We start from the raw sequence: 26,879 nt of genomic DNA on the forward strand, positions 1-26,879 counted from the left end.
TCCATGACTACATCGACTGTAAAAACCAACCTGCTGGGTCTGACTCAACAGGAAATGGAAAAATTCTTCGACTCAATCGGGGAGAAGCGTTTCCGTGCCGGTCAGGTAATGAAATGGATTCACCACCTTGGCGTCGATGATTTCGACGCCATGACGAACGTCAGCAAAGCCTTGCGCGACAAGCTCAAGGTGATTGCTGAGGTTCGCGGTCCCGAAGTGGTCAGCGAGGACATTTCCACCGACGGCACCCGTAAGTGGGTGGTGCGCGTGGCGTCCGGTAGCTGCGTCGAGACCGTCTACATTCCCCAGGGCAAACGCGGCACTTTGTGCGTTTCGTCCCAGGCAGGCTGTGCCCTGGATTGCAGTTTCTGCTCCACCGGCAAGCAAGGATTCAACAGCAACCTCACTGCCGCCGAAGTCATCGGCCAGGTGTGGATTGCCAATAAATCGTTCGGCAGCATCCCGGCAACCGCCGACCGTGCCATCACCAACGTGGTGATGATGGGCATGGGTGAGCCGCTGCTGAACTTCGACAACGTCGTGGCCGCCATGCATCTGATGATGGATGACCTGGGCTACGGGATCTCCAAGCGCCGCGTAACCCTGTCCACTTCGGGCGTGGTGCCGATGATCGATGAGCTGTCCAAGCACATCGACGTCTCCCTGGCGTTGTCGCTGCACGCACCAAACGACGCATTGCGTAACCAATTGGTGCCGATCAACAAGAAGTATCCGCTTAAGATGCTGCTCGAGTCGTGCCAGCGCTACATGTCGTCCCTGGGCGAAAAGCGCGTGCTGACCATCGAGTACACCTTGCTCAAGGACATCAACGACAAGGTCGAGCATGCCGTTGAGATGATCGAGCTGCTCAAGAACATCCCGTGCAAGATCAACCTGATTCCGTTCAACCCGTTTCCGCATTCCGGTTACGAGCGCCCGAGCAACAACGCGATTCGCCGGTTCCAGGATCAGCTTCACCATGCCGGTTTCAATGTCACCGTACGCACCACTCGCGGTGAAGACATCGATGCCGCGTGTGGCCAATTGGTAGGGCAGGTGCTGGATCGCACCCGTCGCAGCGAACGTTATATCGCCGTGCGCGAGCTGAGCGCCGAAAACGATATCGCACAGAACGCTGCGAACAATAATTAAGAGAGGATCTCTATGTCCCTGCGCTTTGCGCTGCTGTTGCTGCTGGCCAGCCTGTGTGCTGGTTGCGTCCTGTCGGGCGATTTCAACCCGATGAAGACCAGCAAGGGCCGCGATGAAGCGCGCACCGCCTACGTGCAACTGGGCTTGGGCTACTTGCAGCAGGGCATGACCGAGCGCGCCAAGGTGCCGTTGAAGAAGGCGCTGGATCTGGATAGCTCTGACCCTGACGCCAATGCGGCCTTGGGGCTGGTGTTCCAGGCTGAGATGGAGCCGGAGCTGGCGGACGAACATTTTCGCAAGGCACTGTCTTCACGTCCCGGCGATGCACGAATACTGAACAACTACGGCAGCTTTCTTTTCGAAGAAAAGCGTTACAAGGAAGCTTACGAGCGCTTTGAACAGGCCGCCGCCGATACCCTGTATCCTGAGCGTTCGCGGGTGTTCGAGAACCTCGGCATGACGGCTTCGAAGCTGGGGGAACGTGATCTGGCGAAGCAGCAGCTGGAAAAAGCCCTGCGTTTGAACCGCCAACAACCACGTGCATTGCTGGAAATGGCTGAGTTGTCCTTCGAAGACAGGCATTATGTGCCCGCGCGTGACTACTACGATCGTTTTAGCCTGCTCACCGAACAAAATGCACGTAGTCTATTGCTCGGCGTTCGGCTGGCAAAAGTGTTTGAAGATCGCGACAAGGCTGCAAGTGCAGGCCTGCAATTAAAACGACTCTATCCCGGTACGCCGGAATATCAGCAATACCTGTCGGAGCAATGATGAAAGCGGCGCATCCCGAAGTTGTAGCAGCGAATCGCGTTAACCCCGGTGAGACTTTGCGCCAGGCCCGCGAAAGCAATGGCTGGTCGCTGGCCGAAGTGGCCCTCAAGCTCAACCTCACCGTCAATTCCTTGAGTAATCTGGAAGCGGGCGCTTTCGACAAGCTGCCTGGGCACACCTTTGCTCGCGGTTATATTCGCGCGTACGCCAAGCTGCTCGGCATGGACCAGACCGTTCTGGTCCAACAGTTCGACCAATCCACCGGTACCGACTCCCAAGGCAGCAATGTCCACAGCCTGGGTCGCATCGAAGAGCCGGTTCGGGTTTCCCACACTATTTTGCGTATCGTCAGCCTGCTATTGCTGATCGCGGTGATTGGCGGTGGTTTTGTCTGGTGGCAGGATCAAACTTCGTCGCGTACCAAGGACCTGACCACCCTGGCTCCGGAACACGTTGAAGTCGAAGGCGCCGACGGCACCACCCAGATCCATCCGCTGGACGAGCCGGAAGACCAGGCTGTCGCGCAAGGTCAGGCTGAAGGCACCACCGCACTTGCATTGCCACAAGCCGAGACATCCGCCGAAGCACCGGCAGCCGCTGAAGCGGTCGCGCCGACAGCGCCTGCGCCAACGCCTGCGGCCCCGGCTCATAGCACCGCGCCAGTTGTCGCGGCCCAGGCTCACAGCACCGCGCCAGCCGTCACGACACCGCTCTCGCCTGCGCCGACAGCCCCTGTCGTGTCGACCCCGCCGGCAAGTGCATCGGTGACACCGACCATTCCTCCAGCCGCAGCAGCTGCTCCGGTGGCCGGCCAAGGCCAGGTTCAACTGCAATTCACGGCTGATTGCTGGACGCAAGTGAGCGACGGCACCGGCAAGGTGTTGTTGAGCGGTCTCAAGCGCAAAGGCGAAAATGTTTCTGTCAGCGGCAAACCACCGTTTTCAGTGCGTCTGGGCTTCGCCCGTGGCGCTCAAGTCAGCTACAACGGTCAGGTGGTTGATGTCGCTCCGTTCACCAGTGGCGAGACTGCTCGCCTGAAGTTGGGTCAATAAGTCATGCACGGCGAATCTCCAATCAAACGTCGCGAATCCCGCAAGATCTGGGTCGGTAACGTGCCTGTGGGCGGCGATGCACCTATCGCTGTGCAGAGCATGACCAACAGCGACACCAATGACGTGGCCGCCACCGTGGCCCAGATCAATCGCCTGGAAGCAGCGGGCGTCGATATCGTGCGCATCTCTGTGCCGGATATGGATGCCGCCGAGGCTTTCGGCAAGATCAAGAAACTGGTCAAGGTGCCATTGGTGGCCGACATTCACTTCGACTACAAGATCGCATTGCGCGTAGCCGAACTGGGCGTTGACTGTCTGAGGATCAACCCGGGCAACATCGGTCGTGAAGACCGTGTGCGCGCGGTGGTCGATGCCGCTCGCGACCGCGGGATTCCGATCCGCATCGGCGTCAACGCCGGCTCCCTGGAAAAAGACCTGCAAAAGAAGTACGGCGAGCCAACGCCGGCTGCGCTGGTCGAGTCTGCCTTGCGTCACGTCGAGCACCTTGAACGCCTGAACTTCCAGGACTTCAAGGTCAGCGTGAAAGCCTCCGACGTGTTCATGGCCGTCGCCGCCTACCGCTTGCTGGCCAAGGAAATCGTCCAGCCGCTGCACTTGGGTATCACCGAAGCCGGTGGTTTGCGTTCAGGCACGGTGAAATCCGCCGTAGGCCTCGGTATGCTGCTCGCCGAAGGGATTGGCGATACCATCCGCATCTCGTTGGCGGCCGACCCGGTCGAGGAAGTGAAAGTCGGCTACGACATTCTCAAGTCCCTGCACCTGCGTTCCCGTGGCATCAACTTCATCGCCTGCCCGAGCTGCTCGCGGCAGAACTTCGATGTGGTCAAGACCATGAACGAGCTGGAAGGGCGCCTCGAAGATCTGCTGGTGCCGCTGGACGTCGCGGTCATCGGTTGCGTGGTCAACGGGCCGGGTGAAGCCAAGGAAGCCCATATCGGCTTGACCGGCGGCACGCCAAACCTGATTTACATCGACGGCAAACCGTCGCAGAAACTGACGAATGACAATCTGGTGGATGAGCTCGAACGCTTGATCCGCCAGAAAGCGGCCGAAAAGGTCGAAGCCGACGCTGCCGTTATCGCGCGTGGCTGAGCCCGACTAAAGCGCTGAACGAATTTAAGGATTTATAGTGAGCAAGTCTCTGCAAGCCATACGTGGCATGAACGACATCCTGCCCGATCAGACACCCCTGTGGCGTCATTTCGAGGGCACCGTCTCGCGTTTGCTGGATAACTACGGTTACAAGCAGATCCGCATGCCGATCGTCGAGTTCACCGAACTGTTCAAGCGCTCCATCGGTGAAGTGACCGACATCGTCGAAAAAGAGATGTACACCTTCGACGACCGCAACGGCGATTCCCTGACCCTGCGTCCGGAAGGCACGGCAGCCTGCGTGCGTGCGGTGCTCGAGCACGGCATCACCGGCGGCGGCCAGGTGCAGAAACTCTGGTACATCGGCCCGATGTTCCGCCACGAACGTCCTCAGAAAGGCCGTTATCGTCAGTTCCACCAGATCGGTGTCGAAGTGTTCAACCTCGACGGTCCGGACATCGATGCCGAGCTGATCGTGCTGACCTGGCGCCTGTGGGGCGAGCTGGGCATCCGTGATGCGGTCAAGCTTGAACTCAACAGCCTGGGCACCAGCGAGTCTCGCGGTCGTTATCGCGAAGCGCTGGTCGAATACCTTTCGGCCCGCCTGGATCAACTGGACGAAGACAGCCAACGCCGTCTGAAGACCAACCCGCTGCGGGTTCTGGACACCAAGAACGCCGACACTCAAGCAGTCCTGGTCGATGCGCCGAAAATGGCCGACTACCTGGACGAAGAATCCCGCGTGCACTTCGAGGGCCTGAAGGCTCGCCTGGACGCCGCCGGTATTCCTTATGTCATCAACCCGAAGCTGGTTCGCGGGCTGGATTATTACAGCAAGACCGTTTTCGAATGGGTCACCGACAAGTTGGGCGCCCAGGGCACCGTATGTGCCGGTGGTCGTTACGACGGTCTGGTCGAGCAGATGGGCGGCAAGCCGACCCCGGGCGTAGGTTTCGCCATGGGTATCGAGCGCCTGGTGCTGCTACTTGAAACCCTGGAACAGATTCCGCAAGAAATCTCCCGTCAGGTTGATGTCTACCTGTGCGCCTTCGGCGAGGCGGCCGAACTGGCTGCCCTGACGTTGAGCGAGAAGGTTCGTGATCAGTTGCCAAACCTGCGCCTGCAGATCAATGCCGGCGCCGGCAGCTTCAAAAGCCAGTTCAAGAAGGCCGACAAGAGCGGTGCGCTGTACGCGCTGATCCTCGGCGACGATGAAATGGCCCAGCAAGTGGTAGGTTTCAAACCCCTGCGTGGCCAGGGCGAACAACAAAGCATTGCCTGGGATGCGCTTGCTGCACACCTGGCCACCTGCGTCGTGCAGGGTTGAAGCTGTCAAACAGCCGAATTAGCGATTAAGGAGTATTGGGGTGTCGAGTACCGAAGACGAACAGCTGGCGGATTTGAAGGACTGGTGGACACGCAACGGCAAGCCCCTGGTCACTGGCGGCCTGTTGGCGCTGGTCATCGTGTTCGGCTGGCAGGCCTTTCACAAGTATCAGAGCAATCAGTCGCAAACTGCCTCGATTCTCTATCAGCAACTGCTGGAAACCACGCTGACGCCTGACGGCAAGCCTGACGCTGCCCGTGTTTCGGATCTGGCCGGCAAGCTTAAAAGCGAGTTCGGCGGCACCGCTTATGCGCAGTACGGCAGCCTGTTCGTGGCGAAAGTCGCGGTCGACAGCGGCAAGCTGGACGATGCTGGCACCGAACTGAAAGCCATTGTCGACAAACCGGCAAACCCGGCGCTGGGCGAAATCGCCCGTCAGCGTCTGGCGCAGGTACTGGCCGCGCAGAACAAGGCCGATGAGGCCTTGAAGCTGCTCGAAGGCGATGCCGACAAGGCGTTCCTGGCTACTCGCGAAGAACTCAAGGGTGACCTGCTGGTGCAGTTGGGTCGTACCGACGAAGCAAATACGGCGTATCAAAAAGCCAAGGCGGCACTGTCGGATGAAGCGGCAGTCGGTGGCCTACAAATCAAGCTGGACGACCTGGCCAAAGGGGATGCGTGACGTGATTCGTTGGAAACATGCAGCATTGCTGGCTCTGGCCATATTGGCCGCGGGTTGCAGCAGCAACGGCAAAAAAGAATTGCCTCCGGCCGAGTTGACCGACTTCAAGGAAGAAGTGGTTCTGCACAAGCAGTGGAGTCGTTCGATCGGTAACGGTCAGGGCGAAACCTACAACATGCTGGTTCCGGCGATCGACGGCGATACCATTTATGCCGCGGACGTCACTGGTGTGGTGATGGCGATGGATCGCAGCAACGGCGACGTCAAATGGAAGAAGGATCTTGATCTGCCTGTTTCCGGCGCCGTTGGCGTGGGTTACGGTCTGGTTACGTTCGGTACGCTCAAGGGCGAAATCGTTGCCCTGGATGCTATCAACGGTGAAGAGAAATGGCGCGCTCGCGTGTCCAGCGAAGTACTCGCACCGCCGGCCAACAACGGTGACGTGGTTGTGGTTCAGACTCAGGACGACCGTCTGATCGGTCTGGATGCCGCCACCGGCAACCAGCGCTGGTTGTATGACAGCACGCCTGCGGTCCTGACCCTGCGCGGCACCAGCGCACCGATCGTGACCAACCGCCTCGCTGTGGCTGGCCTGTCGACCGGTAAAGTGGTCGCTCTCGATATTTCCAACGGCGTGCCGGTATGGGAACAACGGGTTGCGATTCCACAGGGTCGTTCGGAACTGGAGCGCGTTGTCGATATCGACGGCGGTCTGCTGTTGTCCGGCGGCACTCTGTACGTTGCCAGCTACCAGGGTCGCGTTGCGGCACTGGACCTGGAAAGCGGTCGTCAGCTCTGGCAGCGTGATGCTTCCAGCTATGCCGGTGTCGCCCAGGGTTTTGGCAACGTTTACGTGAGCCTGTCTTCGGGCACCGTTGAAGGCGTCGACGAACGTTCCACCACAGCCTTGTGGAGCAACGATTCGCTGGCCCGTCGTCAACTGTCGGCTCCGGAAGTGTTCTCCAGCTACGTTGCAGTCGGCGACATGGAAGGCTACCTGCACCTGCTGAGCCAGGTGGACGGTCGTTTCGTCGGTCGCGAGCGCATCGACAGCGACGGCCTGCGTGCCCGTCCGCTGGTGGTGGGTGACACGATTTATGTCTATGGCAACAGTGGCAAGCTGGAAGCCCTGACCATTAAGTAAAGGTTTGACTATGCTTGGGGTTAGTCCCCAGGCAGCCCCGTAACCACGGGGTTCGCAGCGCCCTCAAGCGCTGCCCCGAGCACCAGCCGCTGCCTCGCAGCGGCTTTTGTATTTTCTGAAATAACGAAGTGGAGAGCCGCATGGTTCCCGTAATCGCCCTGGTGGGCCGACCGAACGTCGGCAAGTCCACCTTGTTCAACCGCCTGACCAGGACTCGTGACGCCATCGTCGGCGACTTGTCCGGTCTGACCCGTGATCGCCAATACGGTGAGGCCAAGTGGCAAGGGCGTTCCTACATTCTGGTCGACACCGGCGGTATCTCCGGTGACGAGCACGGTATGGACGAAAAAATGGCCGAGCAATCGCTGCTGGCCATTGAAGAAGCGGATGTCGTTCTGTTCCTGGTAGATGCCAAGGCCGGTTTCACCGCCGCCGACCAGATGATCGCCGAGCATTTGCGCAAACGTAACAAGCGTTCCTACGTAGTGGCTAACAAGGTCGACAACATCGACCCTGAAATGGCCCGCGCTGAATTCGCCCCGTTGGGCATGGGCCACGCGATTCCAATCGCCGGTGCTCATGGTCGTGGCATCACCCAGATGCTGGAAATCGCCCTGAGCGACTTCCCGAAAGACGAAGATGAGCAGGAAGAAGGCGAAGAAGAGATCGTTGCCGAAGGCGAGGAAGCCAAGCGCATTCCTGGTCCAAGCGAAAAAGACGGGATCAAGATCGCAATCATCGGCCGCCCGAACGTCGGCAAGTCGACCCTGGTCAACCGCATGCTCGGTGAAGACCGGGTAATCGTCTATGACCAGCCCGGCACCACCCGCGACAGTATCTACATCCCGTTCGAGCGTAACGACGAGAAGTACACGCTGATCGACACCGCCGGTGTGCGCAAGCGCGGCAAGATCCACGAAGAAGTCGAAAAATTCTCCGTGGTCAAAACCCTGCAAGCGATCAAAGACGCCAACGTGGTGATCTTTGTGATGGACGCCCGCGAAGGCGTGGTGGACCACGACCTCAACCTGCTGGGCTTTGCCATTGAGTCGGGTCGTGCGCTGGTCATCGCGATCAACAAGTGGGACGGCATGACGCCAAGCGAGCGCGACTTCGTGAAGGTCGAGCTGCAACGTCGACTGTTCTTCGTTGACTACGCCGACATCCACTTCATCTCGGCCCTGCATGGCACTGGCGTGGGCAACCTCTACGCGTCCGTACAGAACTCGTTCAAGTCTGCGGTCACCCGCTGGCCGACCAACCGCCTGACCCAGATTCTGGAAGATGCGGTTGGCGAGCACGCACCACCGATGGTCAACAACCGCCGGATCAAGCTGCGTTATGCCCACTTGGGTGGTGCGAACCCGCCGATCATCGTGATCCACGGTAACCAGATCGAGAAGGTGCCGAAGTCGTACGTTCGTTACCTGGAAAACACCTACCGTCGCGTGTTGAAGCTGGTCGGTACGCCGATCCGTATCGAGTTCAAGGGCGGCGAGAACCCGTTCGAAGGCAAAAAGACCACGCTGACCGACCGCCAGGTCAACAAGAAGCGTCGCATGATGTCGCACCACAAGAAAGCCGACAAAAAGCGCCGCGATAAGAAGTAGAAGCAGCTTCAATGATAGTTCCCACGCTCCGGCGTGGGAACGATCAACATAGAGAGGGCACCCGCCAATGGGTGCCCTTTTTTTATGGGCGCCGGATGGGCTATCCTCGGGCTCTCCCGCGCCGCCGTTAGAGCCGGGTGTTGAGCAGGGAATCACCGATGATCACCAGTAAGCTGCCGAATGTCGGCATCACTATCTTCACTCAGATGTCTCAGCTCGCGGCGCAAACCGGGGCGATCAACCTGTCCCAGGGTTTTCCCGATTTCGATGCGCCGCAAGCCCTGTGCGATGCGGTCGGTCGGCATGTTGCCAATGGCCATAACCAATACTCGCCGATGACCGGCCTGCCGGCGTTGCGTCAGCAAATCTCGGCCAAGATTGCTCGCAGCTACGGCGTCAACGTGGATGCCGACCATGAAGTGACGGTCACGCCCGGCGCCACCCAGGCGATCTTCTGTGCCATACAGGCAGTTATCCACAGCGGCGACGAAGTGATCGTTTTTGATCCGTGCTACGACAGCTATGAACCGTCGGTGGAGCTGGCCGGTGGCCGTTGCGTGCATGTGCAACTGGGCCTGAATGATTTTGCCATCGACTTTGAAAAGCTCGCGGCGGCGATTACGCCCCGCACGAAGATGATCGTTCTCAACGCTCCGCATAACCCAAGTGGCGCACTGATCAGCCGTGCGGAACTGGATCAGCTGGCGACCTTGATTCGAGACCGCGACATCTACATCGTCAGCGACGAAGTCTACGAACACCTGGTCTTCGACGGCGTGCCTCACGTCAGCGTGCTGAATCACGAAGAGCTGTATCAACGAGCGTTCGTGGTCAGTTCCTTCGGCAAGACCTATCACGTGACGGGCTGGAAAACCGGTTACGTGGTTGCACCGCCGGCCCTGACTGCAGAACTGCGCAAAGTGCACCAGTACGTCAGTTTCTGCGGCGTGACGCCGTTGCAATATGCCTTGGCCGACTTCATGGCCGAGCACCCGGAACACGTCGAGGAGCTCCCTGGTTTCTACCAGGCCAAACGTGATTTGTTCTGCGATCTGCTGACGCCGTCGCGATTCAGCTTTAAGCGGGTGACCGGCACCTATTTTCAGCTGGTTGATTATTCGCAGATCCGCCCGGACCTCAATGACGTCGAAATGGCGTTGTGGATGACCCGCGAACATGGTGTGGCGAGCATCCCGATTTCGGTGTTCTACCAGACCCCGCCCGAAGGTCAGCGCCTGGTGCGACTGTGCTTCGCCAAACGCGAGGAGACCCTGCGTGAAGCAGCGGCAAAACTATGCGTGATTTGAGTGCTCTGCCCAATCTGAATATCGCGCTGATCCAGACCACCCTGGCCTGGCATGACCGCCAGGCCAACCTGGAGCATTTCGAGCAATTGATTGAACAGGCTCGCGGCGCTGACCTGATTATCCTGCCGGAGATGTTCACCACCGGTTTTTCCATGGAGTCGCAAACCCTCTGCGAGCCGGAAAACGGTCCTACCAGCAAATGGTTGCGGGTTCAGGCTGCGAAGCTCGATGCGGTGATTACCGGCAGCATCATCGTCCAGGCCGCTGACGGCAGCCATCGCAATCGTCTGCTCTGGGCGCGACCGGACGGGGAGGTGTGGCATTACGACAAGCGCCACCTGTTCCGCATGGCCGGCGAGCACAACCACTACACGCCGGGTGAGCGTCAGGTGCAGTTCGAACTCAAGGGCTGGCGTGTGCGGCCGCTGATTTGCTACGACCTGCGCTTCCCGGTCTGGAGCCGCGATGCACAGGACACCGACCTGTTGCTGTACACCGCCAACTGGCCGGGTGCCCGGCGCCAACACTGGAACCGTTTGCTGCCGGCGCGGGCGATTGAAAACCTCTGCTATGTGGCGGCGGTGAATCGCATCGGGACTGACGGTAAAGGGTTTGCCTATACCGGCGACAGTCAGGTGCTGGATTTCCAGGGCGAGACATTGCTCAGCGCAGGCGAGGCGGACGGGGTGTTTCAGGTGGTGCTGAATGCCGCGGATCTGCAGGCCTACCGCACCCGCTTTCCAGCGAATCTGGATGCCGATACCTTCGAATTCACCAACTGATCGTTAACAGATCGTTCCCACGCTCTGCGTGGGAATGCCTCTACGGACGCTCTGCGTTCGGCTTCTAATGGGACGCGGAGCGTCCCGTGCTGCATTCCCACGCGGAGCGTGGGAACGATCAGGCAAACAAAAAGGCCCCGAGGTTCGCACCTCGGGGCCTTTTTGTTTGCAGCGAAGGCTTACGCCGCTTTCGCTTCCGGCTGGCTCAGGGAGCGGTTCAACGCGCTGAACAGGGCCTTGAAGCTGGCGGTGGTGATGTTTTCGTCGATACCGACGCCGTGCACCGCACGTTCACCGTTCACGCGCAGTTCAATGTAGGCCGCAGCCTTGGCATTGGTGCCCGCGCCGATCGCGTGTTCGTTGTAGTCCATGATCTCAACCGGAATCGGCAGACCGGCCACCAACGCTTCCAGGGCGCCGTTGCCCTTGCCGCGCCAGTGCAGGTTGGTTTCGCCCTGGCCTTTGCCCGAGACTTCCACTTCGACGGCGCTGTGACCGTTTTCTTCCTGCAGGCGATGGCTGACCAGCGCGTACGGAGTGTTGGCCTGCAAGTATTCGCTGTGCAGCAACGCGTGGATCTGCTGGGCAGTCATTTCCAGGCCGAGGCGATCGGTTTCACGCTGCACGACCTGGCTGAACTCGATCTGCATGCGGCGCGGCAAGCTGATGCCGTATTCCTGTTCCAGCAGGTAAGCGATCCCGCCTTTGCCCGACTGGCTGTTGACGCGGATCACCGCCTCGTAGCTGCGGCCGATGTCGGCAGGGTCGATCGGCAAGTACGGCACTTCCCACAGCGCGTCCGGTTTCTGCTGGGCGAAGCCCTTGCGGATGGCATCCTGGTGGGAGCCGGAGAACGCGGTGTGAACCAGGTCGCCAACGTAAGGGTGACGTGGGTGCACCTGGATCTGGTTGCATTCTTCGACGACTTTGCGCACGCCGTCGATGTCGGAGAAGTCCAGCTCAGGGTGAATGCCCTGGGTGTAGAGGTTCAACGCCACGGTCACGAGGTCGACGTTACCGGTACGCTCGCCGTTACCGAAGAGGCAGCCTTCAACGCGATCGGCGCCGGCCATCAGGCCCAGCTCGGTGGCGGCAACGCCAGTACCACGGTCGTTGTGGGTGTGCAGGCTGATGATCACGCTGTCACGACGGTTGATGTGACGGCCGAACCATTCGATCTGGTCGGCATAGATGTTCGGGGTCGCGCATTCCACGGTGGCTGGCAGGTTGAGGATCACCTTGTGCTCAGGCGTCGGGTTCCAGACTTCGATCACGGCGTCACAGACTTCCTTGGCGAACTCGAGCTCGGTCGCGCTGAAGGTTTCCGGCGAGTACTCGAAAGTCCACTGGGTGTCCGGCTGCTGGGCTGCGTATTTGACGAACAGCTTGGCCGCGTTCACGGCGATGGCCTTGATCCCGTCCTTGTCCTGGTTGAAGACAATGCGGCGGAAGGAAGGGGAGGTCGCGTTGTACAGGTGAACGATGGCTTTCTTCGCCCCGCGCAGGGATTCGAAGGTGCGCTCGATCAAGTCTTCACGGCCTTGGGTCAGCACCTGAATGGTGGTGTCGTCCGGGATGTGATTGCCTTCGATCAGGGTGCGTACGAAGTCGAAGTCGGTTTGCGAAGCGGCCGGGAAGGAGGCTTCGATTTCTTTCACGCCGACCTGCACCAGGGTTTTCCAGAAACGCAGCTTCTTGACCGCGTCCATGGGTTCGATCAACGACTGGTTGCCGTCACGAAGGTCGGAACTGCACCAGATCGGCGCGGCGGTGATGGTCTTCGATGGCCAGGTACGGTCAGGGATGTCGATGGTCGGGAACGCGCGGTATTTCGAAGACGGGTCTTTGAGCATGCTCATCGGGAAATCCTTATTGTGTGGGCCGAAAAAAGGCGGCCTGCCGGTGGATCAAATGTTCTTGGGGAAAAGCGTAGGACGAGGCACCGCAAATTCAGCCCGGCAGTCGTGCACTGACGAGGCACAGGCTGCGGTGCTGGCGAAGCTGAATGAGGGTGTGAGAGGTTTTCATGTCTTCAACCCTAACCGCCGTTGTGGAGGATGGCAAGCAGTCGAAAAAAATTGAGAGGAATACCCGAAAAAGCGGATTTGTCGCGATTTTATTGTTCTGAAAGACGATGATCGTCTGGATGGTTGCGCGAGGTTTGATCGATGCGCAATCGCAGACTTCAGCGGATGGGACGTGTCAGTACAGCTATTCTTAAAGCCACAACAGGACGACTTGTACGCAGGAGTCAGCCATGAACGAGTCGGATTGGAAGCTCTATAGCGCGTTGCGTCCATGGGCCCATGAGCGGATGTGCATCCGGATCATGGATGAGGTCGAGCGCACGGTGCTGGATAAAAGCCTGACGCCCTACGAGCGTATTGAAGCCAGTGAAGAAAGGCTCAAAGCCGGTCAGAAGGAGCTGTATTGGGCGTTTGACGCTTTCAGGCATTCCCGCAATGAGGCGCCCGGTCACTTGCTGGGGCTGTGTTCGCGTGAGTTGATCACGGCCGAAGAGCTGGCGGGCTTCTCGCAGGAAACCCAGGACTGGATCAAAGAGTGTCTGGCGCACCGGGAAGTCCATGGGATTGAGGATCTGGATGCTGAGTAAGTGGTGCCAATGAGACCGCTTTCGCGAGCAAGCCCGCTCCCACATTTGATCGGCGTGAACACATATTCTGTGAACGCCGAAAAGCTAATGTGGGAGCGGGCTTGCCCGCGATAAGGCCATCAGCCTCAACAATAGTTTATGGTTGAAACGCCCCGATAAAAATCGCCGGATCCACCCGAGCATCATTCAGGCTGACATTCCAGTGCATGTGCGGCCCGGTCGCGCGCCCGGTGGAGCCGACTTTGCCGACCACATCGCCACGTGCCAGTAACTGGCCGACCTTCACATCAATCTTCGACATGTGGCAAAACATGCTGATAAAGCCCTGCCCGTGGTCGACAAACACCGTGTTGCCATTAAAGAAGTAGTTGCCGATCAGAATCACCTTGCCCGCCGCCGGAGTCTTGATCGGAGTGCCCGCGGGCACCGCGAAGTCCAGGCCAGCATGCGGATTGCGCTCCTCGCCGTTGAAGAACCGGCGTACCCCGAACTTGCTCGACAGCGGCCCGTTGACCGGTTTGTCCAGCAGCAGGTTGCTTGGGGTGTTGGGGCTGAAGCTGCGGTAGGCCTGGATTTGTTCGGCCAGTTCGCCCTCGATGCGCTTGAGATTCTCCGGGTTCGGATTGACCTGTTGCGTATTTTTCAGGGTGATGTGCTGTTCCGGGTATTTCTTGTTGCCGACCGTGAAACTCAGATTACGCCCGCCACTGCTGACCTGTTGCGTGCCCGGTTTGACCGTCAACGGCACGCCGACAATTGCCAGCCAATTATTCTGTTCCTTGACCACCAGCACCGGTTTGCCTTGATAGCTGGCTTTCGGTGCCTGCGCCGCAGCGCCCAGATCCACCACGGCCACGCCGCCCGGGACCGGCTTGTTCAGCAGGCGGGTGATGTAACTGTCGGCGTGAGCGTTGAAGGTCAGGCACAGCAACAGCAGTGAAGCGAAAAAACGCGGCATCGATTAATCCAGTAAAGAAAGGGTGACAGGCGTCAGGTGGTTGTCTTCGACCCGCACTTGCAACTCGCCGTCACCGAGCTTGGCTTTCAAGCGTTGACCGGTATGGGTTTGCCCGGCGCTGCGGATCGCATTGCCGCGCTCATCCAGCAAGATGCTGTAACCACGAGCGAGCGTCGCCAGCGGGCTGACCACTTGCAGCGTCTGCACCTGGCTTTGCAGTTGCAGGCGACGGGACTTGAGGCCTTCGCGCATGGCTCGGGGCAGGCGTTCGGCAAAGTTGTCGAGGCGCTGGCGCAGCAGCGCCAGTTGCCGCCCCGGGTGTTGCCCGGCGAGGCGGGTTTCCAGACGGATCAGTCGTTCGCGACGGGTATTGAGGCTGCGCTCGAAGGCTCGTCGCAGGCGCATGTCCAGATCATCCAGACGTTGTGCTTGCTGGCGCAGGCGTTCGCCGGGATGACGCAGGCGGCGGGATATGCCTTCCAGGCGCAGCCGATCGCGCATCAGGCGGTCACGGATGCGCATCACCAGGCGACGATGCAGGCTTTCGACCCGACGCACCAGGTCGCTGGAGTCCGGGGCGAGCAGTTCGGCGGCGGCCGATGGCGTGGGAGCGCGAACGTCGGCGACGAAGTCACTGATCGACACGTCGGTTTCATGGCCGACGGCGCTGACAATCGGCGTCACGCAGGCATCCACGGCGCGGGCCACGGCTTCTTCGTTGAAACACCAGAGGTCTTCCAGCGAACCGCCGCCCCGGGCCAGGATCAACGCATCAAAACCCCGGGCGTCCGCCAGTTTCAACGCACGGACAATCTGCGCGGTGGCTTCGCGGCCTTGCACGGCGGTGGGGATCAGCGTCAGTTGAACCTGCGGCGCGCGGCGGCGGAATACGCTGATGATGTCGCGAATCACTGCGCCTGTCGGCGAACTGATGATGCCGATGCGCTGCGGATGCGCCGGCAGCGGCACCTTCCGTTCGGCGCTGAACAGGCCTTCGGCACTGAGCTTTTCCTTCAAGGCATCGAAAGCCAGGCGCAGGGCGCCGTCACCCGCCGGTTCCACCGTGTCGAGGATCAGCTGATAATCGCCGCGACCTTCGAACAGCGAAACCTTGCCGCGCACTTTCACCGCCAGGCCATCTTTCAACGCCTGGCGAACCCGCGCCGCATTCTGCCGAAACAACGCACAACGCACCTGGGCGCCGCTGTCCTTGAGGGTGAAGTACACGTGGCCGGATGCCGGGCGGGCGAGGTTGGAGATCTCGCCTTCGACCCAGATATTGCTGAACACGTCTTCGAGCAACACCCGCGCGCGGCCGTTGAGCTGGCTGACAGTCAGGACTTCACGGTCCAGGCCGAGTCTTGCAAAGGGATCTTTAATCATGGGGCGCAGTTTAAAGGCATTCGGCGCTCAATCTCCATGATCCGGCGAAAATCCCCTGTGGGAGCGATCAGGCTCGCTCCCACAATGATCCGTGAAGGTGTTGATGAAGTGTTGAACCAGCGCGGTGGGATCTTGCCGGCAGGCGAGGGCGACGGTGCTGTGGCAATCCGGATCGGCCAAGGGGAGAAAGTGGATATCCGGCGGCGCAATGTCCTGCATCGATTCCGGCAATAGCGCGATGCCGAACCCGGCCTGGATCAATTGCAGCTGCGTGGTTTTACGCGACACCACCCGAGCCGCCTGGGGAAAGAAGCCTTGGCGCATGCACAACTCGGCGGATAGATAGCTCAGGCCGCCGCGCTGTGGATGAGGGATGGAAATGAACGCTTCGTCTTTCAACTGTGCCAGATCGATGCCGCCTGCGGACTTATCCACAGCCAGCCGATGATTCGGCGGCACCGCCAGCAACAGACGTTCGCTGTACAGCGGAACAATGTGCACCCCCTCACGCTGACGCAGCACCGGCAGGCGTAACACACCCACATCAAGGCGACCTTCGGCCAGGTCTTCCAGTTGCGCTTCGGAAGACAGCTTGGCGATTTCCATGGACACGCCGGCGTGCTGATCCAGATAAACGCTGATGCCGCGCAGCAGTCGGCCGCTCATCGTCACGGTGCTTGAGTGACTCAAGCGCAAAATGCCCCGTTGACCGGTTCCCACCTGGGTGGCCATTTCGCTGGCCTTGGTCAGTTCGTTCAGCAGATTTCTGGCGCGAGGCAAAAAGGCTTCACCCGCCGCCGTCAATCGTGGCTGGCGCGCGGTACGCTCGAACAGCGGTGTTTGCAGGCGGGTTTCCATGTCCTTGATCTGTCGGCTCAAGGCCGATTGAGCAATAAACAGGCGTTCGGCCGCCGCGCTGAAGCTGCCGCTCTCGGCGATTTCCACGAAGTAACGCAATTGGCGGGTTGAAAGCACGAGGTATGCCTTTTTGAGATGAGTGGCCGGTGTTGAAGATATTAGTCGCAACACCGGGTGCTGGCTAAAGTCATCACAGGAATAAAAGGAAGCCGCGTCGATGAATGTGTTGGAGTTGTTAAACCAGTGGCCGTGGGGTGCGGTGGATTGGTTGGTGATTGGGCTGGGCATCGCTCTGGCCTACATCGTGTTCGGCATCGCCGGTTTTGGCACCGCGCTGGTGGCTGGGCCGGTTCTGATTCTGTTCATGCCTCTGTCGAAAATCGTGCCGCTGCTGGTACTGCTGGATTTCGTCGCCGCGTTTGGCAATCTGCTGCCCTCGCGGCGAAATGTAGAGCGGTCGGAGTTGCTGCGACTGCTGCCGTGCATGGCGGTGGGTTGCACGTTGGGGGTGATTTTTCTGCTGAACCTGAAGTCCGATGTGTTGCTGCTGTTGATGGGGCTGTTTATCAGTGCCTATGCGATTTACAGCCTGTGGGTCAAAACCCGGCCGACGCAATTGTCTGCTGCTTGGGCGGTGCCGATGGGCACGGTGGGCGGGATGTTCGGGGCACTGTTTGGCAGCGGTGGTTTTCTGTATGCGATCTATTTGAACAGTCGGTTACCCAAGGACGAGGCCCGGGCCACCCAAAGTGCGCTGATCAGTTGCAGCACGGTGGTGCGTTTGAGCCTGTTTGCCATCGCCGGGGTGTATGCCGAGCTACCCTTGTTGATATTGGCGTTGTGTTTGTTGCCAGCGATGGCGGTGGGGCTGTGGATCGGCCGGCGATTGACCATGAAGTTGTCCCGCGAGGCGTTCGTGCGGCTGGTGACCTGGTTGGTATTGGCCAGCGGGATCGCCTTGATCGGGCGTTACTTGAGTACTTGACCGGATTTCGTCAGGGATTAAGCTGCCGTCCGCAATCCCACAGGGGGATCATTAAGTATTGGCAGGCTTGCACCATGAACTCGCAAAGCATCATCGTCCCGAAAATCTCCACGCTGCCGGTTCACGAACCCCGGGCCCGGGCCGTCGTGCGTTGGCTGGTGCGCAAGAACATCGTCAAGGAAGAGCTGACCACGTGCGGTCGTACCGGTAACCGCATGGCCCACGCCATTGCCGAGGGTGCCCGCGATGTGGTGTTGCGCCCCGAAGCGTTGCCATTCGGCGAGCCGATCAATGGCCTGGAGATCATCACCAAACGCTGCATCTATACACCCGCCAAGGGGTTCCTGAGTGAGGCTGGCTGCCCCGAGTGTCGCAAGGAAATCGGTGAAGCGTTGTTCGAAAGCCTGGAAGACTGGATGCCAGGACGCACCGATAATTTCACCTGCCCCGAGTGCGGGCATGAAGATGACATCAACGGGTTTCTTTTCTTGCAGGAATGCGGCTTTTCCAACCTGGGGTTCATCTTTAACAACTGGGCCGAGGCCGGGTTCAAGCAGAGCTTTATCGACGAGTTTGCCGATTGGCTTGATCTGCCCGTCAGTTGGGTGAAAGTCGAGTTGTAGGAAGTGACAATCCCCGTATATCAGTAATGCTAATAATAGACAGAGTTTTACATTGAACCCGAGGGGGTGTCTGACTATAATGGCGCGCTTCCATTTTCCCGCTCGGGAGCCCCCGCGATGCTGCGTATCAGCCAAGAAGCTCTGACATTCGACGACATTCTCCTAGTGCCTGGTTATTCCGAGGTGCTTCCTAACGAAGTCAGTCTCAAGACCCGCCTAACCCGTGGCATCGAGCTGAATATTCCTCTGGTTTCTGCCGCCATGGACACCGTTACTGAAGCCCGTCTGGCAATCGCCATGGCTCAGGAAGGTGGCATCGGTATCATCCACAAGAACATGACCATCGAGCAGCAAGCTGCCGAAGTGCGCAAGGTCAAGCGTTACGAGGCCGGCGTGGTCAAGGACCCGATCACTATCGAGGCCGATGCCACGGTTCGTGAGCTGTTCGAACTGACCCGCATGCACAACATCTCCGGTGTTCCGGTATTGCACGATGGCGACCTGGTCGGCATCGTCACTTCCCGTGACGTGCGCTTCGAAAACCGTCTGGACGCCACCGTCCGTGAAGTGATGACGCCTAAAGAGCGTCTGGTCACGGTCAAGGAAGGCGCCGACAAGAACGACGTCCGCGAGCTGTTGCACAAGCACCGCATCGAACGCGTCCTGATCGTCGACGACAAATTCGCCCTCAAAGGCATGATGACCGTCAACGACATCGAAAAAGCCAAGGCTTACCCGCTGGCCAGCAAGGACGATCAAGGTCGTCTGCGCGTGGGCGCTGCGGTCGGCACCGGTAAAGACACCGGTGACCGCGTCGCGGCCCTGGTCAATGCCGGCGTTGACGTGGTGGTGGTCGACACCGCACACGGTCACTCCAAAGGCGTGATCGACCGCGTTCGCTGGGTCAAACAGAATTTCCCTGAAGTGCAGGTCATCGGCGGCAACATCGCCACCGGCGCTGCCGCCAAGGCCCTGGCCGAAGCCGGCGCCGATGCAGTCAAGGTCGGTATCGGCCCTGGCTCTATCTGCACCACCCGGATCGTCGCCGGTGTCGGCGTCCCGCAAATCAGTGCCATCGCCAACGTCGCCGCTGCCCTTGAAGGCACAGGCGTGCCGTTGATCGCCGACGGCGGCATCCGCTTCTCCGGTGACCTGTCCAAGGCCATCGTAGCCGGTGCTTCCTGCGTGATGATGGGCTCGATGTTCGCCGGTACTGAAGAAGCGCCGGGCGAGATCGAACTGTTCCAGGGCCGTTCGTACAAGGCTTATCGCGGCATGGGTTCGCTGGGCGCCATGTCCCAGGCTCAAGGTTCTTCCGACCGTTACTTCCAGGACTCCTCGGCAGGCGCCGAGAAGCTCGTACCGGAAGGCATCGAAGGCCGTGTGCCGTACAAGGGCAGCCTGAGCGCCATCATTCATCAACTGATGGGTGGCCTGCGCTCCTCGATGGGTTACACCGGCAGTGCCGACATCGAAGAAATGCGCACCAAGCCTGAGTTCGTGCGGATCACCGGTGCTGGCATGGCCGAGTCCCACGTTCACGACGTGCAAATCACCAAAGAAGCGCCAAACTACCGCGTAGGTTGAGGCTTCAAGCAAAAAGTTAAGTAACCGGGGCTGTTTTATTCAGCCCCGAGTTGTTTCTGAATCACGACTGTTTCTGAATTACTTAGACGAGACTGAATCATGGCCCTCGACATTCACGCTCACCGCATCCTGATCCTCGACTTCGGTTCCCAGTACACCCAGCTGATTGCCCGCCGCGTGCGTGAAATCGGCGTGTACTGCGAACTGCATCCGTTCGACATGGATGAAGAAGCGATTCGCGAATTCGCTCCAAAAGGCGTCATTCTCGCCGGCGGCCCCGAGTCCGTGCACGAAGCCAACAGCCCTCGTTGCCCGCAAGCGGTGTTTGACCTGGGCGTGCCGGTCTTCGGTATCTGCTACGGCATGCAAACCATGGCCGAACAACTGGGCGGCAAGGTTGAAGGCTCCGATCTGCGTGAGTTCGGTTACGCCCGTGTCGACGTGGTCGGCAAGAGCCGCCTGCTCGACGGCATCGAAGACCACATCGACGCCGATGGCCTGTTCGGCCTCGACGTATGGATGAGCCACGGTGACAAAGTCACTAAGATGCCGCAGGAATTCCACATCCTGGCCAGCACCCCGAGCTGCCCGATTGCCGGCATGTTCGACGATGCTCGCGGCTACTACGGCGTGCAATTCCACCCGGAAGTGACCCACACCAAGCAGGGCGGTCGCATCCTGTCGCGCTTCATCCTCGACATCTGCGGCTGTGAAGCCCTGTGGACGCCGTCGAAGATTGCTGAAGACGCCATTGCCAACATTCGCGCCCAGGTCGGCAGCGACAACGTACTGCTCGGCTTGTCCGGCGGCGTTGACTCCTCGGTAGTTGCCGCGCTGTTGCACAAAGCCATCGGCGACCAACTGACCTGCGTCTTCGTCGACAACGGTCTGCTGCGTCTGCACGAAGGCGAGCAAGTGATGGCCATGTTCGCTGAGAACATGGGCGTCAAAGTGATCCGCGCCAATGCCGAAGAGCAGTTCCTGAACAACCTGGCCGGCGAGTCCGACCCAGAGAAAAAACGCAAGATCATCGGTCGTACCTTCATCGACGTGTTTGATGCCCAGTCCAACAAACTGGACAACATCAAGTACCTCGCTCAAGGCACTATCTACCCGGACGTGATCGAGTCGGCTGGCGCCAAAAGCGGCAAGGCTCACGTGATCAAGTCGCACCACAACGTGGGCGGCCTGCCGGAAGAAATGAACCTCAAGCTGGTTGAACCCCTGCGCGAGCTGTTCAAGGACGAAGTCCGTCGTCTGGGCCTGGAACTCGGCCTGCCGTACGACATGGTCTACCGTCACCCGTTCCCGGGCCCGGGCCTGGGCGTGCGGATCCTCGGTGAAGTGAAGAAGGAATATGCCGACCTGCTGCGTCGTGCCGACCACATCTTCATCGAAGAACTGCGCAAGGCCGACTGGTACCACAAGGTCAGCCAGGCATTCGTGGTGTTCCAGCCGGTGAAATCGGTTGGCGTGGTTGGCGATGGCCGTCGTTACGCCTGGGTAGTTGCCCTGCGTGCCGTTGAAACCATCGACTTCATGACCGCGCGTTGGGCACACCTGCCTTACGAACTGCTGGAAACCGTCAGCGGCCGGATCATCAACGAAATCGAAGGTATTTCGCGCGTCACTTACGACGTGTCGAGCAAGCCGCCGGCGACGATCGAGTGGGAGTGATCCCGGTCTGATTGATCGTCTGTAACACCTGAAAGCCCCGTGAACGCGAGTTCACGGGGCTTTTTTTATATCAGGAGCCAGCTACTCTGATCGGTCTCAGGCCGATGAGTCTTAACGCTGTCGAGAGGTCAGTGATGTTGGGGAAACGTCGGCCGTTGAGGGACGGCCAACTTGGCCGCTCAATGTAGAACGTACCGGAATCACGATGGATCACTGTGCGAGCGATAGTGCCGTCGCTGCTGCGGTGGATGAGCGTGGGCGTGTTATCGATATTCGTCACCATGCAATCACCCGTATTGCGCAGGCTCTTTTCCAGTGTTTCGGCCAGCACAACACTGGGCGGTGTATCCAGTTGCAGACGCAGATCACCTTTGACGCTGGCCAGCGGCCGGCCGAAGCTATCGGTAGGAATGCGTCCCGGGTCCACTTCGATACCTCGCGCCGTACCTGCATCGGTGCTTTCTATGCGCAAGCTGATGCCGCCCTCCAGTTCGCTGACACCGGGCACGCCGCCCCATGTGCTGGCGTGACTGTCGCCCATTAGTGCGACCCAGCGATGAGTACCTCGGGCAGCCTGGTCGGCGCTGATGACCTGATGGGCAAAAAAATTCATCATCCTTTGCCGGAAATCAGGTTCGACACCGGTCATTCCCGTGCTCCGGTAGCTGGCCATGCAATCGATGGCCTGTATCCGGATATGGTTTCGGCGGGCCGCCTTGACCACTTCCAGAAAGGTGAACTGACCGCTGGGGTCGGTGCCGTGCCCTTGATCCAGAACTTTCAGGTAGTTCTCGAGATTTTCCGACATCGTTCCCGTTCGGTTGAAGACATCCAGGTCGGCCTGATGAAAGTCGGTCAGCAAGTGCTCCATGTAGAGCGTCTTGACCTTTTGCTTGCTGAGCACCTCCATGTTTTCAATCAGGAACTGCTTGCTGGCGACACTTGAATGGCTCTCACCGACCACCAGCCCTGATGTCTGGCGAAACAGCTTCTTTATGATTTCTTTATTGGGCAGACGGCCTGGCAGAGCAGGGATTTCGGGCCTGGCTGGCAAGGTGTTTGATTCGAAGAACGCGGTGGCGTCCCTGTACAGGGTTTTGCGCATGTCCTTGAAGTCGGCAACGGGATTGCTGCCGTCAGGCTTGGGCAGGCTGGCGGTGTAGTCTTTGAGGTCGTATTTGCTTCCTCCCCCTTGAGCAAGGTTTTTGAGCTGCTCGCGCGAGGCCTGTGGCATATCGTATGCGCTGGGCGGGCTATCGATGTCAGGCAGTGCGGTGCTGTCACGGCCCCACGGCCATAGTCCGTCGAACTTGCCGCCACCGAACAGACCCGGACGGTTGATGGGTTGCCATTCTCCCGCTGCATCCAGCCGGACCGGCAGGCTGCGATAAAACGAATAGGGGTTGGCCGGGTCGATGATGACCCAGGTTTTCAGTGCCTCGACGTAGCGTACAAGGTAGTAACTGTCGTTGATCAGCACATAGTTGCCGCCGTTCGGCGGCTGATAGATGCCAGCGAATTTGCCTTCGTCGCTTACAGGCAACAAGCCATCCAGCACTTCATTGGTTTCAAAGGATGACAGCAGCTCCGCACCCTGCTCGGCATACGCCGGGCCGGGGGCGAATCGGGCGATGGGTGGGAGCCCTGAAGGGCTGGTGGGGCGTTCATTGACAGGTTCAGTGACGCTGTCCTGTGGCGTGAAGGTTTCGCTGGCTTCACTGACTTCGGCGAGCTCCGTTGCCCCACGCAGGAAAGGCAGGTTGAACAGGGTTTCGATACCGCTAAAGATGGCACCCAAGACCCCCGCCTTACGCTCAGCCTTAGTGCTGCCATTGATTGCCTGGTCAATGTTCAAACCCATATCGGCAATGCCGGCGCCAACGGCAGCCAGCGCCACGGGCCATCCAAGGCCCGCCATCGAACTGAAGAGGTGGACGAACGCGTTCAAATAACCGATCCACATCTTTTTTCGCAGTTGTCCGTTGGAGTGCAGGGACAGGTCCGCATCGCTGTACATGCGCGCCTTCACCGAGTCGCGCAACCAGCTGAAAACATCGCCGGTGATCGGCTCGGCGTTTTGATTGATCAGGTGATGGTCGTAGGCGCCCCACGTGGTGTAGAGCAGGTCGATCGTGGCGTTCAAACCGATTTTGCCGTCGTCCTGCTGTTGGGCGGACAACGGGAAATGGCTCATGAATCGCGCCCGATTCTCTGCATAGTTGTTTTGCAGTAATAGCCACCAATGAAAATCGAGCAGGGTGGTAAAGATGTGGAACGTCTGGGTTTCACCGGGTGTGTAAAGAATGTTCACGCCGTTGCGATCGGTGATGCACAGGATATCGGTCGCCTGATAACCGCCGATATCCAGTGCGCACACGCGTAATCCGTCCACCGTCGGTGCCTGCGCTTGCAGCATGTCGAGGCTGACTGGCCAGCTCACATTGCTGGCCACGGCTTTGATCACTGTCTTGAGGTTTTCGTTGTTCAGTCGGGCGCCGTCGTGTTCGTCCAGTGCCTGCACCAGGAAGTTGAGTTTGGCGAGGGTCCGAAAATCGTCCGAATGGAGTGGCCAGAATCGCTCCATTTTTTCTCGGTAGGACTGAGCGAAATTGAGGGCCCAGAAGTCCTTCAGAACATCCCTTGGGTACATCCTGATTTCGTTGGTTTCGTTAAAAATCGAGGCGTGAGGGCCTACGCTGTAGAAGCCGCCGTCGCCATCCGGCATGCCAGGGTCTTCCTGATCGCTGAGGCGGAATCGCTGGACCACCAGTTGCGGCAAGGTCAGCGACTCGCAAGGCTTCGGATAACGCTCCCAGCCCAGAAAAGCCTTGGTGCTGCTGACTGACACATTATCGAAACGGTGCCACCAGACCTTGTCCGGGTCGATGCCTTTGATTCCGTGTTTATCGAGTATGCCTTTTGCGACGTCGTAGGCCATCGCATGCATGTCGGGGCAGGCCTCGGTAAAAGGCAGCACCAGTGCTTTCAGGGATTGCTCGTCCGTGGGATTCGGCAAAAGGGATGGGGCAATTGGTTCAGGTAAGTTCATTTCTCGCTCCTTGAGAAAATGGGACGGTGAGGATCGCCCATTTGCTCAGGAGGAGTGCACTACATAGATATGCCCACACGGGATGCGCAATCGTGTAAAGGCAGCGACGCACTGCGGCCATCCGCCACGCAGCCCTTACTGTTTCTCATCCGCAGGTGTATCGTATTCGCCTTTTGCAGGCCCGCAGGCCTGTCGCTGATACGTGAGGTAGTTGAGTTCATGTCCTTTACCCGTCGACAAATACTCGGTGGTCTGGCCGGTCTTGTGGTGGTTGGCGTGGGGGCCGGTGGCGCGTCGCGCTATTGGTTGGGCAAGAGGGCCGACGCTGACGCCGGCCATGACTATGAGCTGATCGCTGCGCCGCTGGACGTCGAGCTGGTCGCCGGGCACAAGACGCAAGCCTGGGCGTTCGGCCCGTCGGCGCCTGGCACCGAGTTGCGCGTGCGTCAGGGCGAATGGCTGCGGGTGCGGTTCATCAACCACCTGCCGGTGGCGACCACCATCCACTGGCATGGCATCCGCCTGCCGCTGGAAATGGACGGTGTGCCGTACGTTTCGCAATTGCCGGTGCTGCCCGGCGAATACTTCGACTACAAATTCCGCGTGCCCGACGCTGGCAGCTACTGGTATCACCCACACGTGAACAGCAGCGAAGAACTTGGTCGCGGCCTGGTCGGCCCGCTGATCATCGAAGAGCGCGAGCCCACCGGTTTCAAGTACGAGAAAACCCTGAGCCTCAAGAGTTGGCATGTCGATGAAGAGGGCGCTTTCGTCGCTTTCAGCGTTCCTCGCGAAGCCGCCCGTGGTGGCACCGCCGGGCGCCTGTCGACCATCAACGGTGAATCGCAAGCGGTGATCGACTTGCCCGCCGGGCAAATCACCCGCGTGCGTTTGCTCAACCTCGATAACACGCTGACGTATCGCCTCAATATTCCCGGCGTCGAAGCGCAGATCTACGCGCTGGACGGCAACCCGATCGAACCGCGCCCGTTAGGCAAGGAATACTGGCTTGGCCCGGGCATGCGGATTTGCCTGGCGATCAAGGCACCGCCGGCCGGTGAGGAGTTGTCCCTGCGCAACGGCCCGGTTCGCTTGGGCACGTTTCGTTCGGTGGCGAACACCGATGCTCCCACCGCGTGGCCGCCCGCGCTGCCCGCCAATCCGGTGGCCGAGCCGGACCTGGCCAATGCCGAGAAACTCAACTTCAATTTCGAATGGGTGGGCTCGGTCTCGGTGAACGTCGACAACGGCAAGCCACCCAGCTTGTGGCAGATTAACGGCAAGGCCTGGGACATCACCGACAAGACCTGCGCCGACCGCCCGATTGCCAAGCTCGAGAAGGGCAAGAGCTACATATTCGAATTGAAGAATATGACTCAGTATCAGCACCCGATTCACCTGCATGGCATGAGCTTCAAAGTCATCGCCTCGAACCGGCACAAGGTCATTCCGTATTTCACCGACACTTACTTGCTGGGCAAGAACGAGCGTGCGCAAGTGGCCTTGGTGGCGGATAACCCGGGGGTGTGGATGTTCCATTGCCATGTGATCGACCACATGGAAACCGGCCTGATGGCCGCAATCGAGGTGGCCTGATGCGCCAGATTCGTCCCGCCGCAATCATTGACCGCAGCCGCGACCGCGACTTCATGCGCGAAGCCCTGGCTCTTGCGGCTGAAGGTGCAACGCTTGGCGAGGTACCGGTCGGCGCGGTGCTGGTGCAGGACGGTGAAATCATCGGGCGCGGCTTCAATTGTCCGATCAGCCGCCACGACCCGAGTGCCCATGCCGAGATGGTCGCGATCCGCGCTGCAGCATTGGCGGCCAGCAACTATCGCCTGCCGGGCAGCACGCTCTACGTGACGCTTGAACCGTGCAGCATGTGCGCCGGGCTGATCGTGCATTCGCGGATTGCGCGGGTGGTGTATGGCGCCCTGGAACCGAAAGCCGGGATTGTGCAGAGTCAGGGGCAGTTTTTTACCCAGGGCTTTTTGAATCACCGGGTGCTGTATGAAGGCGGGGTGTTGGCCGAGGAGTGCGGGGCGGTGTTGAGCGAGTTCTTCAAGGCCCGAAGAGCTAAACCAGCAGACTGAACACCGACACCTGTGGGAGCGAGCTTGCTCGCGATGGCGGCGTATCAGTCCATGATCGTTCCCACGCTCTGCGTGGGAATGCCGCCCGGGACGCTCCGCGTCCCTTTGCAAG

General features: G+C 59.5%; 22 protein-coding genes. 17 read left to right on the forward strand and 5 right to left on the reverse strand.

The window, feature by feature from the left end:
* Positions 1 to 3 precede the first annotated feature (3 nt).
* From rlmN to QRN31_RS12260, 10 genes are all read left to right on the forward strand, one after another.
* Entirely contained in the window at positions 4 to 1,152 is a 1,149-nt protein-coding gene (rlmN, locus tag QRN31_RS12215) for a dual-specificity RNA methyltransferase RlmN (protein ID WP_046054692.1), read from the forward strand.
* 12 nt (positions 1,153 to 1,164) lie between these two features.
* A complete protein-coding gene (gene pilW, locus QRN31_RS12220; protein WP_222588332.1) occupies positions 1,165 to 1,923 on the forward strand; it encodes a type IV pilus biogenesis/stability protein PilW in 759 nt (252 codons plus the stop codon).
* Positions 1,923 to 2,975 (forward strand): RodZ domain-containing protein, encoded by a 1,053-nt coding sequence (locus tag QRN31_RS12225; protein ID WP_285432248.1) that lies wholly within the window; start codon positions 1,923 to 1,925, stop codon positions 2,973 to 2,975. The genes pilW and QRN31_RS12225 overlap by 1 nt, the downstream gene beginning before the upstream one ends.
* Before the next feature lie 3 nt (positions 2,976 to 2,978).
* The gene (gene ispG, locus QRN31_RS12230; protein WP_008147751.1) at positions 2,979 to 4,088 is read left to right on the forward strand and encodes a flavodoxin-dependent (E)-4-hydroxy-3-methylbut-2-enyl-diphosphate synthase; all 1,110 of its coding nucleotides are present in this window, start codon (positions 2,979 to 2,981) and stop codon (positions 4,086 to 4,088) included.
* A gap of 37 nt (positions 4,089 to 4,125) precedes the next feature.
* Positions 4,126 to 5,415, forward strand: a complete 1,290-nt coding sequence (gene hisS, locus QRN31_RS12235; protein WP_090180486.1) for a histidine--tRNA ligase — start codon at positions 4,126 to 4,128, stop codon at positions 5,413 to 5,415.
* Between the two features lie 40 nt (positions 5,416 to 5,455).
* Complete coding sequence (locus QRN31_RS12240; protein ID WP_222588329.1) at positions 5,456 to 6,097, forward strand: tetratricopeptide repeat protein; 642 nt, start codon at positions 5,456 to 5,458, stop codon at positions 6,095 to 6,097.
* Entirely contained in the window at positions 6,090 to 7,241 is a 1,152-nt protein-coding gene (bamB, locus tag QRN31_RS12245) for an outer membrane protein assembly factor BamB (RefSeq protein WP_222588328.1), read from the forward strand. The genes QRN31_RS12240 and bamB overlap by 8 nt, the downstream gene beginning before the upstream one ends.
* Before the next feature lie 140 nt (positions 7,242 to 7,381).
* Positions 7,382 to 8,851 (forward strand): ribosome biogenesis GTPase Der, encoded by a 1,470-nt coding sequence (gene der, locus QRN31_RS12250; RefSeq protein WP_090180494.1) that lies wholly within the window; start codon positions 7,382 to 7,384, stop codon positions 8,849 to 8,851.
* A gap of 158 nt (positions 8,852 to 9,009) precedes the next feature.
* Positions 9,010 to 10,158, forward strand: a complete 1,149-nt coding sequence (locus QRN31_RS12255) for a pyridoxal phosphate-dependent aminotransferase (protein WP_285432249.1) — start codon at positions 9,010 to 9,012, stop codon at positions 10,156 to 10,158.
* Complete coding sequence (locus tag QRN31_RS12260) at positions 10,146 to 10,940, forward strand: amidohydrolase (protein WP_285432250.1); 795 nt, start codon at positions 10,146 to 10,148, stop codon at positions 10,938 to 10,940. The genes QRN31_RS12255 and QRN31_RS12260 overlap by 13 nt, the downstream gene beginning before the upstream one ends.
* Before the next feature lie 179 nt (positions 10,941 to 11,119).
* Here the strand turns inward: QRN31_RS12260 and leuA are convergent, their stop codons facing one another.
* Positions 11,120 to 12,799: a 2-isopropylmalate synthase gene (gene leuA, locus QRN31_RS12265; RefSeq protein WP_090180500.1), complete on the reverse strand. Its 1,680-nt coding sequence runs from the start codon at positions 12,797 to 12,799 to the stop codon at positions 11,120 to 11,122.
* A gap of 398 nt (positions 12,800 to 13,197) precedes the next feature.
* Here leuA and QRN31_RS12270 point away from each other — a divergent pair, with 398 nt between their 5' ends.
* Positions 13,198 to 13,554: a hypothetical protein gene (locus tag QRN31_RS12270; RefSeq protein ID WP_285432252.1), complete on the forward strand. Its 357-nt coding sequence runs from the start codon at positions 13,198 to 13,200 to the stop codon at positions 13,552 to 13,554.
* A gap of 136 nt (positions 13,555 to 13,690) precedes the next feature.
* Here the strand turns inward: QRN31_RS12270 and QRN31_RS12275 are convergent, their stop codons facing one another.
* From QRN31_RS12275 to QRN31_RS12285, 3 genes are read right to left on the reverse strand one after another with little or no spacing between them, the layout of a single operon-like run.
* Positions 13,691 to 14,512, reverse strand: a complete 822-nt coding sequence (locus tag QRN31_RS12275) for a peptidoglycan DD-metalloendopeptidase family protein (protein ID WP_285432255.1) — start codon at positions 14,510 to 14,512, stop codon at positions 13,691 to 13,693.
* Positions 14,513 to 14,515: 3 nt separating this feature from the next.
* Positions 14,516 to 15,895, reverse strand: coding sequence for an exodeoxyribonuclease VII large subunit (gene xseA, locus QRN31_RS12280; RefSeq protein ID WP_285432256.1), 1,380 nt, complete (start codon positions 15,893 to 15,895; stop codon positions 14,516 to 14,518).
* A 27-nt stretch (positions 15,896 to 15,922) separates the two neighbouring features.
* On the reverse strand, positions 15,923 to 16,870 hold the full coding sequence (locus tag QRN31_RS12285; protein ID WP_285432257.1) for a LysR family transcriptional regulator: 948 nt from the start codon (positions 16,868 to 16,870) through the stop codon (positions 15,923 to 15,925).
* Positions 16,871 to 16,970: 100 nt separating this feature from the next.
* On the opposite strand from QRN31_RS12285, the gene QRN31_RS12290 reads away from it, so the two are divergent.
* The 4 genes from QRN31_RS12290 (at position 16,971) to guaA (ending at position 21,625) form a co-directional block, all read left to right on the forward strand.
* On the forward strand, positions 16,971 to 17,738 hold the full coding sequence (locus QRN31_RS12290) for a sulfite exporter TauE/SafE family protein (RefSeq protein WP_285432259.1): 768 nt from the start codon (positions 16,971 to 16,973) through the stop codon (positions 17,736 to 17,738).
* Positions 17,739 to 17,812: 74 nt separating this feature from the next.
* Entirely contained in the window at positions 17,813 to 18,361 is a 549-nt protein-coding gene (locus QRN31_RS12295) for a sugar ABC transporter ATPase (RefSeq protein WP_285432260.1), read from the forward strand.
* A gap of 117 nt (positions 18,362 to 18,478) precedes the next feature.
* The gene (gene guaB, locus QRN31_RS12300; RefSeq protein ID WP_090180524.1) at positions 18,479 to 19,948 is read left to right on the forward strand and encodes an IMP dehydrogenase; all 1,470 of its coding nucleotides are present in this window, start codon (positions 18,479 to 18,481) and stop codon (positions 19,946 to 19,948) included.
* A 99-nt stretch (positions 19,949 to 20,047) separates the two neighbouring features.
* Positions 20,048 to 21,625 carry a glutamine-hydrolyzing GMP synthase gene (gene guaA, locus QRN31_RS12305; protein WP_285432261.1) on the forward strand — a complete coding sequence of 526 codons (1,578 nt, stop codon included), beginning with the start codon at positions 20,048 to 20,050 and terminating at the stop codon, positions 21,623 to 21,625.
* Positions 21,626 to 21,695: 70 nt separating this feature from the next.
* On the opposite strand, the gene QRN31_RS12310 is transcribed toward guaA, so the two are convergent.
* Positions 21,696 to 24,674, reverse strand: a complete 2,979-nt coding sequence (locus QRN31_RS12310) for a membrane-targeted effector domain-containing toxin (RefSeq protein WP_285432262.1) — start codon at positions 24,672 to 24,674, stop codon at positions 21,696 to 21,698.
* A gap of 219 nt (positions 24,675 to 24,893) precedes the next feature.
* On the opposite strand from QRN31_RS12310, the gene QRN31_RS12315 reads away from it, so the two are divergent.
* A complete protein-coding gene (locus QRN31_RS12315) occupies positions 24,894 to 26,270 on the forward strand; it encodes a multicopper oxidase family protein (RefSeq protein WP_285432263.1) in 1,377 nt (458 codons plus the stop codon).
* Positions 26,270 to 26,767, forward strand: coding sequence for a tRNA adenosine(34) deaminase TadA (gene tadA, locus QRN31_RS12320; RefSeq protein WP_222588315.1), 498 nt, complete (start codon positions 26,270 to 26,272; stop codon positions 26,765 to 26,767). The genes QRN31_RS12315 and tadA overlap by 1 nt, the downstream gene beginning before the upstream one ends.
* The last annotated feature ends 112 nt before the right edge of the window (positions 26,768 to 26,879 follow it).

The organism is Pseudomonas sp. fls2-241-R2A-110, assembly GCF_030209165.1.
In the GTDB taxonomy this organism is placed as follows: Bacteria; Pseudomonadota; Gammaproteobacteria; order Pseudomonadales; family Pseudomonadaceae; genus Aquipseudomonas.

Excerpts from the sequence above, each read along its gene's own strand:
- rlmN (WP_046054692.1), top strand. The coding sequence starts at position 4 with ATGACTACATCGACTGTAAAAACCAACCTGCTGGGTCTGACTCAACAG.
- pilW (WP_222588332.1), top strand. The coding sequence starts at position 1,165 with ATGTCCCTGCGCTTTGCGCTGCTGTTGCTGCTGGCCAGCCTGTGTGCT.
- QRN31_RS12225 (WP_285432248.1), top strand. The coding sequence starts at position 1,923 with ATGAAAGCGGCGCATCCCGAAGTTGTAGCAGCGAATCGCGTTAACCCC.
- ispG (WP_008147751.1), top strand. The coding sequence starts at position 2,979 with ATGCACGGCGAATCTCCAATCAAACGTCGCGAATCCCGCAAGATCTGG.
- bamB (WP_222588328.1), top strand. The coding sequence starts at position 6,090 with ATGCGTGACGTGATTCGTTGGAAACATGCAGCATTGCTGGCTCTGGCC.
- der (WP_090180494.1), top strand. The coding sequence starts at position 7,382 with ATGGTTCCCGTAATCGCCCTGGTGGGCCGACCGAACGTCGGCAAGTCC.
- QRN31_RS12255 (WP_285432249.1), top strand. The coding sequence starts at position 9,010 with ATGATCACCAGTAAGCTGCCGAATGTCGGCATCACTATCTTCACTCAG.
- QRN31_RS12260 (WP_285432250.1), top strand. The coding sequence starts at position 10,146 with ATGCGTGATTTGAGTGCTCTGCCCAATCTGAATATCGCGCTGATCCAG.
- leuA (WP_090180500.1), bottom strand. The coding sequence starts at position 12,799 with ATGAGCATGCTCAAAGACCCGTCTTCGAAATACCGCGCGTTCCCGACC.
- QRN31_RS12270 (WP_285432252.1), top strand. The coding sequence starts at position 13,198 with ATGAACGAGTCGGATTGGAAGCTCTATAGCGCGTTGCGTCCATGGGCC.
- QRN31_RS12275 (WP_285432255.1), bottom strand. The coding sequence starts at position 14,512 with ATGCCGCGTTTTTTCGCTTCACTGCTGTTGCTGTGCCTGACCTTCAAC.
- xseA (WP_285432256.1), bottom strand. The coding sequence starts at position 15,895 with ATGATTAAAGATCCCTTTGCAAGACTCGGCCTGGACCGTGAAGTCCTG.
- QRN31_RS12290 (WP_285432259.1), top strand. The coding sequence starts at position 16,971 with ATGAATGTGTTGGAGTTGTTAAACCAGTGGCCGTGGGGTGCGGTGGAT.
- QRN31_RS12295 (WP_285432260.1), top strand. The coding sequence starts at position 17,813 with ATGAACTCGCAAAGCATCATCGTCCCGAAAATCTCCACGCTGCCGGTT.
- guaB (WP_090180524.1), top strand. The coding sequence starts at position 18,479 with ATGCTGCGTATCAGCCAAGAAGCTCTGACATTCGACGACATTCTCCTA.
- guaA (WP_285432261.1), top strand. The coding sequence starts at position 20,048 with ATGGCCCTCGACATTCACGCTCACCGCATCCTGATCCTCGACTTCGGT.
- QRN31_RS12310 (WP_285432262.1), bottom strand. The coding sequence starts at position 24,674 with ATGAACTTACCTGAACCAATTGCCCCATCCCTTTTGCCGAATCCCACG.
- QRN31_RS12315 (WP_285432263.1), top strand. The coding sequence starts at position 24,894 with ATGTCCTTTACCCGTCGACAAATACTCGGTGGTCTGGCCGGTCTTGTG.
- tadA (WP_222588315.1), top strand. The coding sequence starts at position 26,270 with ATGCGCCAGATTCGTCCCGCCGCAATCATTGACCGCAGCCGCGACCGC.